Origin of the sequence: Pedobacter sp. (genome assembly GCF_045627485.1) — a bacterium.
Classification (GTDB): Bacteria; Bacteroidota; Bacteroidia; order Sphingobacteriales; family Sphingobacteriaceae; genus Pedobacter.
Window position 1 is genome coordinate 24,723 of sequence record NZ_JAZQNU010000047.1, and the last position, 10,196, is coordinate 34,918.

At 41.3% G+C, this 10,196-nt stretch carries 10 protein-coding genes and 2 pseudogenes; 6 read left to right on the forward strand and 6 right to left on the reverse strand.

Going from position 1 to position 10,196, the window contains the following annotated elements; all coding sequences use genetic code 11:
* The first annotated feature begins 98 nt into the window (after positions 1–98).
* Together ACR2F3_RS03440 and ACR2F3_RS03445 are read left to right on the forward strand one after the other, a co-directional pair.
* Positions 99–680 (forward strand): YceI family protein, encoded by a 582-nt coding sequence (locus tag ACR2F3_RS03440; protein ID WP_432708581.1) that lies wholly within the window; start codon positions 99–101, stop codon positions 678–680.
* A 222-nt stretch (positions 681–902) separates the two neighbouring features.
* Entirely contained in the window at positions 903–1,127 is a 225-nt protein-coding gene (locus ACR2F3_RS03445; RefSeq protein WP_432708582.1) for a RagB/SusD family nutrient uptake outer membrane protein, read from the forward strand.
* On the opposite strand, the gene ACR2F3_RS03450 is transcribed toward ACR2F3_RS03445, so the two are convergent.
* Positions 1,088–1,840 carry a rhamnogalacturonan acetylesterase gene (locus tag ACR2F3_RS03450; RefSeq protein ID WP_432708583.1) on the reverse strand — a complete coding sequence of 251 codons (753 nt, stop codon included), beginning with the start codon at positions 1,838–1,840 and terminating at the stop codon, positions 1,088–1,090. The two genes, ACR2F3_RS03445 and ACR2F3_RS03450, sit on opposite strands and share 40 nt — an antisense overlap.
* 173 nt (positions 1,841–2,013) lie before the next feature.
* On the opposite strand from ACR2F3_RS03450, the gene ACR2F3_RS03455 reads away from it, so the two are divergent.
* Positions 2,014–3,027 carry a LacI family DNA-binding transcriptional regulator gene (locus ACR2F3_RS03455; RefSeq protein WP_432708584.1) on the forward strand — a complete coding sequence of 338 codons (1,014 nt, stop codon included), beginning with the start codon at positions 2,014–2,016 and terminating at the stop codon, positions 3,025–3,027.
* Here ACR2F3_RS03455 and ACR2F3_RS03460 read toward each other — a convergent pair.
* From ACR2F3_RS03460 to ACR2F3_RS03470, 3 genes are read right to left on the reverse strand one after another with little or no spacing between them, the layout of a single operon-like run.
* Complete coding sequence (locus ACR2F3_RS03460; protein WP_432708585.1) at positions 3,024–3,482, reverse strand: nuclear transport factor 2 family protein; 459 nt, start codon at positions 3,480–3,482, stop codon at positions 3,024–3,026. The genes ACR2F3_RS03455 and ACR2F3_RS03460 overlap by 4 nt on opposite strands.
* A 41-nt stretch (positions 3,483–3,523) precedes the next feature.
* Positions 3,524–4,795: an NAD(P)/FAD-dependent oxidoreductase gene (locus ACR2F3_RS03465; protein WP_432708586.1), complete on the reverse strand. Its 1,272-nt coding sequence runs from the start codon at positions 4,793–4,795 to the stop codon at positions 3,524–3,526.
* Positions 4,796–4,844: 49 nt separating this feature from the next.
* Positions 4,845–5,864 carry a metallophosphoesterase gene (locus ACR2F3_RS03470; protein ID WP_432708587.1) on the reverse strand — a complete coding sequence of 340 codons (1,020 nt, stop codon included), beginning with the start codon at positions 5,862–5,864 and terminating at the stop codon, positions 4,845–4,847.
* 264 nt (positions 5,865–6,128) lie between these two features.
* On the opposite strand from ACR2F3_RS03470, the gene ACR2F3_RS03475 reads away from it, so the two are divergent.
* Positions 6,129–7,340 carry a metallophosphoesterase gene (locus ACR2F3_RS03475; RefSeq protein ID WP_432708588.1) on the forward strand — a complete coding sequence of 404 codons (1,212 nt, stop codon included), beginning with the start codon at positions 6,129–6,131 and terminating at the stop codon, positions 7,338–7,340.
* Here the strand turns inward: ACR2F3_RS03475 and ACR2F3_RS03480 are convergent.
* A complete protein-coding gene (locus tag ACR2F3_RS03480; protein WP_432708589.1) occupies positions 7,291–7,590 on the reverse strand; it encodes a hypothetical protein in 300 nt (99 codons plus the stop codon). The two genes, ACR2F3_RS03475 and ACR2F3_RS03480, sit on opposite strands and share 50 nt — an antisense overlap.
* A 268-nt stretch (positions 7,591–7,858) precedes the next feature.
* Between ACR2F3_RS03480 and ACR2F3_RS03485 the strand changes: the two genes are divergently transcribed.
* Together ACR2F3_RS03485 and ACR2F3_RS03490 are read left to right on the forward strand one after the other, a co-directional pair.
* A complete protein-coding gene (locus tag ACR2F3_RS03485) occupies positions 7,859–9,403 on the forward strand; it encodes a malate:quinone oxidoreductase (RefSeq protein WP_432708590.1) in 1,545 nt (514 codons plus the stop codon).
* Between the two features lie 28 nt (positions 9,404–9,431).
* A pseudogene (locus tag ACR2F3_RS03490) lies at positions 9,432–9,941 on the forward strand (prolyl oligopeptidase family serine peptidase); the annotation flags it as partial.
* A 3-nt stretch (positions 9,942–9,944) separates the two neighbouring features.
* Here ACR2F3_RS03490 and ACR2F3_RS03495 read toward each other — a convergent pair.
* Positions 9,945–10,196, reverse strand: a pseudogene (locus ACR2F3_RS03495) (SAM-dependent methyltransferase); the annotation flags it as partial.

The window sequence follows — 10,196 nt, forward strand, 5'->3', positions numbered from 1 at the left end:
AGAATAAGTGTGCAATCGTTCCCGTATAATTTATTTTCTTACCCTATGTTAACACGAGTAAGTTTTTTTTTGGCTCTATTTGTAAAAAAAATATTTATATGAAAAAATTAGTTCTATTCGCAGCGGTATTAAGTACAACCTTATTCGCTTTTAAACCAGCAGCTGAATTTATTTGGGGAGCAGATACAGCGCATTCTAAATTAGGTTTTGAAATCACTCACTTGATGATTTCTGATGTTCAAGGTTCATTTAAAAAATTCGAATCAAAAATCACCGCTTCAAAAGATGATTTTTCCGATGCTGTAGTAGAATTAAGCGCAGATGTAAATTCTGTGAACACGGATAACGAAAAAAGAGATGCGCATTTATTAAACGCTGATTTCTTTGACGCAGAAAAATATCCAACACTAACTTTCAAAAGTACTTCATTCAAAAAAGTAGCTACCAACAAATATAAAGTTGCGGGTAACCTTACTTTCCATGGTGTAACTAAACCAGTTGTATTAGATGCTACCTTAAGAGGTATTTCAAATAACCAGGCAACCAAAAAAACAATTGCAGGTTTCAAGGTTACTGGAACGATCAAAAGATCTGACTTTAACTTCGGTACTAAATACGCAACAGCAATGTTAAGTGATGAAGTAATGCTTAATGCAAACACAGAGTTCGTTAAAAAATAAATGATTAATTAATTTCCCGGAAGCCGGATCGTCGCAAGATGATCCGGCTTTTTTGTTTTCAAACTCAGCAAACACATAGGAGATTGTTGTTCAATGACCTGCAGCTTGCCGTTGGGTCCCCTTCTCCAGGGGGTTGCGTCGTCTGTAGGCGAAGCGAGGGCGACGCAAGGGCGACGAGAGGGCGAAGCAACCCCCTATAGACCCCCTAAAAACGGGTGGCTCATGTTGCCTTTTACTAGCATTTATGCTGAAACTTTAATTAAAAACGGAAAATCAGGACTGGCAAAAACTTCTGTAGATCAAATTCGTAAACGGGGTGGACAGCCAGCTTTGGCTGCAGCACCGACAATGGATGATATCAAACGGGAACGCCGACTAGAATTTATCGGTGAAGGTAGAAGGTATTTCTATTTCGAACCAACAATGTATTTAGCTAAATCCAGCTGAAGGTTCCTGATTTCCTGCAACACGATCTGTGCTACTGCACGTGCACCAAGTTCATTAAAGTGTGTGTTATCTACCTTGCCATCCGGATAATTAGGGTGCTCACCAGGTTGTAGGTGATTGAAAAAATAGGCAGATTGTTCAGGGCCAGCCTTTTCCAGCAAGGCTATACTTTTTGTATTCAGGTCGATCAGTGGAACTTTTTGTTCCTTAGCAACAGCTTTCACTAACAAAGAATAGGCAGCGTGGGTATCCACAAACTTTCCCGACTCATCGAAACTTCTTCTGGCTACGGGTGTAATTAACACTGGTATGGCCTTACGACTCCTGGTGTCGTTTACAAATCGTTTAAGATTCTGCTGAAATTCGGTAGGTGTTGTCGCATTCTTTTTAGTTGGCACTTCATCGTTATGGCCAAATTGGATAAGCACATAGTCCCCTTCCTGCAGGCTGTCCATCACCGAAGCCCAGCGATTTTCGGCCAAAAAACTTTTGGTGCTCCGTCCGTTTTGCGCCCGGTTATCCACAACCACATCCGCCATAAAAAAATCAGCGAAAGGCATGCCCCATCCTGTTTCCGGATAATGTTTCTTTAGTTTGATAGATGCTGTAGAATCACCAATGATATACACCTTAAATTTAGGTTTGGCTGGCACGAAAGCGCAAAACAGCAATAAGCCAGTGACTGCCAGGAAGGGAAAAGTTAATTTGATCATGTTGTTCTCAAGTTTGAATTGTTTTTTGAATTAAACAAAATATGACGGGTTTTATTTCACGCAATCGTTGCCGAAACGTTACGCGATATGTTTTTCATTGCAGCAGATTAACATTATCTTAGCAGAAACGCTACTTTGCAGATACTTTAAACCAAATAACCCTTTTTTTGATCATGTTTGAGCCCTCCACTTTAAAAGATATTGCCAAGGCCCTCGGCCTTTCCACGTCAACCGTTTCGAGGGCCTTAAGAGATACACATGAAATTAGCGCAGAGACCAAAAGGATCGTATTGGAGTATGCCGAGAAAATTAATTACCGGCCCAACCCCATCGCCCTTAGCCTTAAAGAGCGACGTAGCAAATCGATCGGGGTACTGGTGAGTGAAGTAGCCAACCACTACTTTTCCCAAGCCATCAATGGCATTGAATCTATCGCTTATAACAGAGGTTACCATGTTATCATTACGCAAACGCATGAATCATATGAAAGAGAAAAGATAAACATCCAGCATCTGGCTTCGCGCTCTGTCGACGGCCTGCTTGTTTCATTATCGGCAGAAACCAGCGACACCACTCACCTTAAAAATTTACACCAGCGGGGTTTACCCATCGTGTTTTTTGACCGCGTAGCAGCTGATATTGACACCCATAAGATTGTTGCTAACAATGAAAAGGGGGCTTTTGAAGCAACAGAATTTCTAATCAAAAAAGGTTACCAGCGAATTGCCCATATCACGAGTACCAGTCACCTCTCCATCAGCATTGAACGATTAACGGGCTATAAAAAAGCATTGCAGAAACATCACCTTCCGGTACGTGACGCTTACATTAAGCATTGTGCACATGGAGGTATGTTTTTAGATGAAGTGGAAAGTGCCATTACCAGTTTAATGAGTCTTCCGGAAAAGCCCGATGCCATATTTGTGGCAGGCGACCGGCTAAGTGTGGGTTGCCTGATGGTATTAAAAAAACTAAATATTAGAGTGCCAGTTGATATTGGCATTGCTGGTTTCAGCAATTCTGATGTATTGGACCTGTTGAATCCACCTTTAACGGCGGTGCAACAGCCAGCCTATGAGATTGGGCAGATTGCCACCGAGATGCTGATCAATTTAATTGAAAGCAAGTATCCAGTGTATGAATTTGAGAACAAAGTACTGGATACCCGCTTATCTATACGCAGTTAAGCGGCTACACGAAATGCATTTCTCGAGCAAAGCAGCCACTGGTTGTTCACCTGCTTAAAGACCAAGACAATGCCCAAACGAACATTCCCTTTTTTCCCACCATCATTAGTCTCACCAGTTAGAATATGGCGAACGATGGCCAGTTTACCTTGTACATTGATTTTTTGGTCCTCCAAATCAATGGATTTAAAGTCCGAAGTTCGACTAACAATTGCTTCAATGAACTCAGCTTTAGTTTCAATCTTTCCACTGGAATGCCCATAAGCTAAATCGTCACTTAATACACTTTCCAGGTCTTTACGTACTCCACTGAGCATGGCTACACGTAATTTTTCCACGGCTGCTGCTATTTTAGTCTCTGCTTTAGCATCAGCGATTAAAACCATCGACGTTTGAGCCTGTACAACAAATCCGGTTACGATAAGCAGCATGGCCATAAGGTATTTCTTGATCATTATTGGTTAGGTTAAGGGTTGTAAATCCTAATGTAAGTAATTTAACTCACATCTTCTTCAGCGGGCCTGATGATCATGCGAAGCGACTGATCTTTAGAGAAATAAGCAATCATCCAGCTCCATAACGTACTTGCACGGTTTCTATAGGTAACGAGCGACATCAGGTGGATAAAAAGCCATACCAGCCAGGCAATAAAACCATTAAAATGTAGTTTGGGATTAGGTAAATCGGCTACCGCCTTATTGCTGCCAATAATGGCCATACTGCCCTTGTCTTTATAGCGGAAGGGTTTTAATGGCTTCCCTTGCTGTAGGTTATTAAAGTTTTTGGCCAGGTTAATTCCTTGTTGAATGGCCACCTGGGCAACCTGAGGATGACCTTGAGGGAATTCGGCATCGGTAGTGAGCAGACAGGTATCGCCTATGGCATAGATGCCTTGCAAACCTATTACCTGGTTAAATTCGTCTACCAGCATGCGTTTTCCCCGTCCATAACATTCTGCAGGTATACCGTCAAAGATCTTTGCAGTTACACCTGCTGCCCAGATCAGGTTTTTAGCCGGTATTACCGTTCCTCCGGATAACACCACCTTATCATTAGCAAAATCATCCACATGGGTATTCATGACAAGGTTTACCCCCAACTTTTTCAAGGATTTAGTGGTATGTAGCTGCGACTTCTCACTCATGGGCGACAGCACATAGTCTCCCCCGTCAACCAGGTAAATGCCACCTGCACGACCTTGCAGTTCGGGATAATCTTTACGTAAAATACCCTGTTTCATCTCGGCAAACATGCCAGAAATTTCGACACCCGTTGGACCGCCACCTGCAACCACCAGGGTGAGTAACATCTCAATCTCTTCTGGGTCTTTTGATACCGTAGCCTGCTCCATCCGCATCAACAAAGTGTTACGCATGGATATGGCGTCGCTCAGTGTTTTCATTGGGATGGCGTTTTTCCTGATATTCTCATTGCCAAAGTAATTAGTGGTGGCGCCACAGGCAAATACCAGGTAATCGTATGTTAAATCACCCTTATTGGTAATAATTCTCCGCTCTTCAGGAATCACCTTTTTCAATGTGCCATAACGATAATGAAGATTACTTTTGTTCGCGAAAAGCTTTCTGAATGGGTAACTAATAGCGGAAGGTTCTAAAAAGCCCGTAGCAACCTGGTAAATTAAGGGTGGAAAGAAATGGTAATTATTTTTATCGACAAGGGTAACCTGGAATGCCGGATGTCCACCTAACTTTTTCGCCAGGTTTAAGCCCGCAAAACCTCCCCCAATAATGACTATGTTTTTCTGCATCGTACTGTATTAAATGTTAAAAAGGATTGAAACACTGGCATTGTTTGATTTATTTAGCACTCCTGTGATCGCTCGCATGATAGTTAATTTCAGTTGTAAATAATTCTTCTACCCCCCAGGCCGTTAATACAAAATACCGGAATTTAAGGCGCTGACCGGGGTAAATATCTACCAGGACAAAACCATGTCGCGAATCAGCAAATAACGAATTTTCGCCTTTAATTACCGAACTTCTTTTTGCGCCTGATCCACTGACTACCTGAATATGATTGCCCTTTATATATTGTAATCCATGATCATGGCCAGACACATGGATAACCCGGGTACTGCCCGACATAGCTTTGTTAATCCGGTTCACCATACTTTTATATTTTTTATTGCGCAAGTCTTCGGGGCTTGGAAAAAACCAACGTAAGCCATGTTTGCCGTAGGATTGAAAGGGATGATGTGACGCCAGAAGAATCGTTTTGTCTTTATTCTTGTTTACAATAGCTGCCAGTTTTTCTAACACGGATTGCTCGCTGTTACAGCTACAACCTCCAGCTGGATTTTCCTTTGCATAAGGGAATAACCACCATTCACTGTCGATGATAATCATCATAACTTCATCCGTGATTTTCATCTCTATAGGATCGGGACAACCATTTGGAGGCAGCAATTTAAGCTGACTGTCTTTTTGTTCCTGCAGAAAACTATCTTGTTGCTTTATTTTTGCTAACCCTAGCTTTCCTGAATGGTCCCAATCATGATTTCCGGGAATAAAATAAACCGGGGCTCCATTGTTACGCATCGGCAGGTACTGTGAACGCAGTATGTCTTGTGTTTGCTGTTCTTCCTTACTTCCGGGGAGTCCCATACCATCTGGGTACACGTTATCGCCGAGGTAAATTACTTTTGTTTTGCCTTTGATAATCTTCAAAGCGGCATCTTTAATTACTAAGGTCTGATCCCGGTCTACCTGCCCTGCATCCCCAATAAATATCAGCCTTGCAAGAAGAGTGTCTTGTTGTTGTGCCCAAACCGGCACTACACTACTTAACAAGATCCAAATTACCAGCAGTTGCCTCATGCGCATTCGTTTTGTGTATTATAGCTAAATTTTAAAATATTCACAGTGGACCCACCGCCTTCGTTAAAAATGTAAGGTTGTTGTGTTTTCGAAAACAATTCCTTGACGCTGGTTAAATAATGATAAATCAAGCCTGTAGACTTGATTAACCTTCCAAACAAGAATAAAACAATTTATCTTTTTCACATGTTCGAGATAAACTGTTAATAATCCATCATAAATATTATTAACGAATATACTGTATTTTTGTGTTCCCAATCCTCGATGAAAAACAGATCCAACCTTCCCCTATTATTTAGCATTGCTGTTATTTACCTGCTGCTAAACTGGTATGTACTTTCCGGCCTTAAGGTTTACACCGATAGTCCCCTGCTTCCCTTAACTTACTGGCTAATCATTGCACTGGTTATATTATCGCTGGTGTATGCGGTCAAAAGGATTGCCAGACATGGTATGGATGCATTTTTTAAGTTTTCCACCCATGTTTTTTTAATTCTGATCAGTGTACAGTTTGTTTTTATAATCGCGCTTCTTCTAGGTGATATATACCGCCTTTTCACACATGGACTGCGGAACTTATACTGGGTGGAGATTGCATCAGTGCTGGCTCTTATTACCTTGTTTGTTTTTATTTATGGCATAGTGAGAGGCAAATATGCTTACCGCATTATTTCACATAAACTGTATTTCAAAGATTTACCGGAAAGCTTTGATGGATTTAAAATTACGCAGATTTCGGATATTCATGCGGGCAGTTTCAACAATGCAAAGGCCATACAACGCGGAATTGACCTGATCAAGCAGCAGGAAAGTGATTTATTTGTTTTTACCGGTGATTTGGTTAATAACAAAGCAAGTGAAATAGTACCATGGATCAGTTATTTTTCGCAAATCAAGGCGCCATACGGACAATTTTCCATCCTGGGAAACCATGATTACGGTGATTATGTGAGATGGGATAGTCTGGCAAATAAAAATTCAAATTTCCAGGATCTGAAACGCTACCATGCAGCACTCGGCTACAGGCTATTGTTAGACGAACATGTGGAAATCAAAAAGAATGGCGAAAAAATTATCCTCGCTGGTGTAGAAAACTGGGGTCTGGGTTTTGGAGAACGCGGAGACCTGAATAAGGCATTTAAACATGTTGATCCTAAGGATTTTAAAATCCTATTATCACACGATCCTTCCCATTGGGAAGCAGAAGTAAAAAAACACCCTTTGAATATTCAATTAACCTTATCCGGGCATACTCACGGTATGCAATTTGGATTAGAGGCCTTTGGCATCAAATGGAGCCCTGTAAAGTATCGCTATGCACATTGGGCTGGCATCAAACAGGAAAACAATAGATATCTCAATATAAACCGGGGATTCGGCTTCTTAGGTTTTTCAGGAAGAATTGGTATTTGGCCAGAAATAACAGTTATATCCTTGAATAAACTTCGTCCTGCTCAGCAACCGCTTTCTTCTTAACCAACTCCAGGTAGTGTTTACCCTGGGGTTGCGCATTAATTAACTCTCCCTGTGACATACCAAATAAGATTTCTAGTTTCCTTACACATTCATAAGGAATGTCTTTTTTGCTTTTTAATGGAATTTTGCAATAGTTACGAAAGGTATTGTAAGACACCCCAAGGATCTCAGGGATCTGATATACCAACATTTTATTCTCCCTAACAGGCAGATTTTCAAGAAACTCCTCTATTTTATATTTATAAGTCATATCATACAAGCATTAATTGTTTTCGTAAAAATATAATCTTTATTGTTACGGTGGTAATAATTTTATATTTTTTTTTAAAAAAATGCATTTATAACCAAGAGTACCCACCAAAAGTGCCCTAAAATACTAACCACCAACGAGAAAGCTTTACAAAAAAGGTAATATTTACCCCCGTAACATTTTTGTAATAAAATAAAAAGTTTATGGTAAGAAGATTGCGATAACATTACCGTTTTGGGACGGAAAGAAAATACTTTTTTATGTATTTTTGTGTAATTTATATAATGACATGAATACGAAAACGAATAATTCGGAAGACGTAACCGATGTAATATTGATTGGCGCAGGAATTATGAGCGCCACTTTAGGGGTACTCTTAAAAGAATTACAGCCTGATTTAAGTATTGAAATATTTGAGCGTTTAGATGTGGCAGCGGCAGAAAGTTCAGATGCCTGGAATAATGCAGGCACAGGACATTCGGCATTTTGCGAGCTGAATTACACCCCACAACGTGAAGACGGTTCTGTAGACACTAAAAAAGCTGTAAAAATTGCTGAGGCTTTTGAGGTTTCCAAGCAATTCTGGTCCTTCCTGATAAAAAACCGTCTCATTGGGTCTCCAGACAAATTTATTCAGTCCATCCCACACATGAGTTTTGTTTGGGGTGAGAAAAACGTTGATTTTTTATATAAAAGATATAAAGAGCTTCAAAAAAGTCACTTATTTAAGGGTATGACCTATACGGAAGACCGTAAGGTACTCGAAGAGTGGATTCCATTAGTGATGGAAGGCCGTCCGGCAGATGAGAAAGTTGCCGCTACACGAATGACCCTTGGAACGGATGTTAATTTTGGTGCACTCACCAGAATGATCTTTAATACCCTGCAAACAAAAGACCGCGTAAACCTTCACTTTAACCATGACGTGAAAAAGCTTAGGCAGATTAATGGCTTATGGGAGGTGAAAGTAAGAGATGAAGAAACAGGAAAAAGAAGAGTGGTGAAAGCCAAGTTTGTCTTTATCGGTGCCGGTGGAGGTTCTTTACCGCTGCTTGAAAAATCTGATATTCCTGAAGGAAGAGGTTTCGGTGGTTTCCCTGTAAGTGGACAATGGTTGAAATGTGTTAATCCGGAGGTAATAGAGCGCCACCATGCAAAAGTATATGGAAAGGCATCTGTTGGTTCACCCCCAATGTCTGTCCCTCACCTTGACACACGGATGATCGACGGTAAAAAAGCACTCCTTTTTGGCCCATACGCAGGTTTCTCTACACGGTTCCTAAAAAAAGGATCATTGTTGGACCTTCCTTTATCAATTAAAGCTGATAACATCATGCCGATGATCTCGGCAGGTCTGGCTAATATTCCATTAACCAAATACCTCATTAATCAGGTTCGCCAATCAGACGACGAACGATTAGATGCACTGCGCGAATATCTTCCAAATGCAAAAATGGAAGATTGGGAACTGGAAACAGCCGGACAACGTGTACAGGTGATTAAGAAAGATGCAGAACACGGCGGAGTACTGGAGTTCGGTACAGAGGTAGTTAGTGCTGCAGACGGCTCTATAGCTGCGCTGCTAGGTGCGTCGCCTGGCGCATCCACTGCAGTATCAATTATGATCAATCTATTGGAGCGTTGCTTCCCTGAAAAGATAAACACGCCTGAATGGCAGCAGAAACTAAGAAAAATGGTTCCATCATATGGACACTCACTTAGTGAAGACGCTTCCTTAAGTGAAAAAATAAGAACACAAACAACGTATGCTTTAAATTTACACCCTGAAGGTGTAAGCACGGTAGTAAGTTAGTTTCACTTCATAACAAAAAAGTCCTGGTTTCTACCTGAACTTGGGTGTAAAAGAATCAAAAGACCAGGTTGAAACTGCAATTTACCTAGGCACACTGCCTTACATAGACAAGAACAACATCGCCATCTGGGGATGGAGTTATGGTGGTTTCAATACCCTAATGTCTATGAGCGAAGGCCGACCTGTATTCAAGTGTGGTGTTGCCGTGGCTCCTCCTACCAGCTGGAGATACTACGACACCATCTACACCGAGCGTTTCATGCGAACTCCACAGGAAAACAGCAAAGGCTACGACGAGTGTCCTATCAGCCGTGCAAAGAACCTAAGCGGAAACTTGTTGCTGTGTCATGGTCTTGCCGACGACAACGTACATTTCCGTAATTCTGCAGAATACAGTGAAAGTTTGGTACAGGCCGACAAGCAGTTTGAAATGCAGGTTTACACAAACCGTAACCACGGAATTGGAGGCGGCAACACCCGTCACCACCTCTATACACGCATCAATAACTTCTTTGTTAGCAATCTGATGAAGAAATAAGGATTATCCTTTATAGATCAAGAAGATACAAGGGGTCTTGCTCAAATCGGGCAGGCCCTTTGCTTTTTTCCAATCCTGAATGGTCAAGGTACGGATATACTCATCTTGGCATGTAATGCCAGCAGCCACGCACAATCTGGTTTGAGGCCTGCACACGTGGCACAGTTCATCTATCATCTTATGATTACGGTATGGTGTTTCTATGAAGAGCTGTGTTTGATTCTCGGTATAGCACCTTGATTCAAGTTGTTTAAT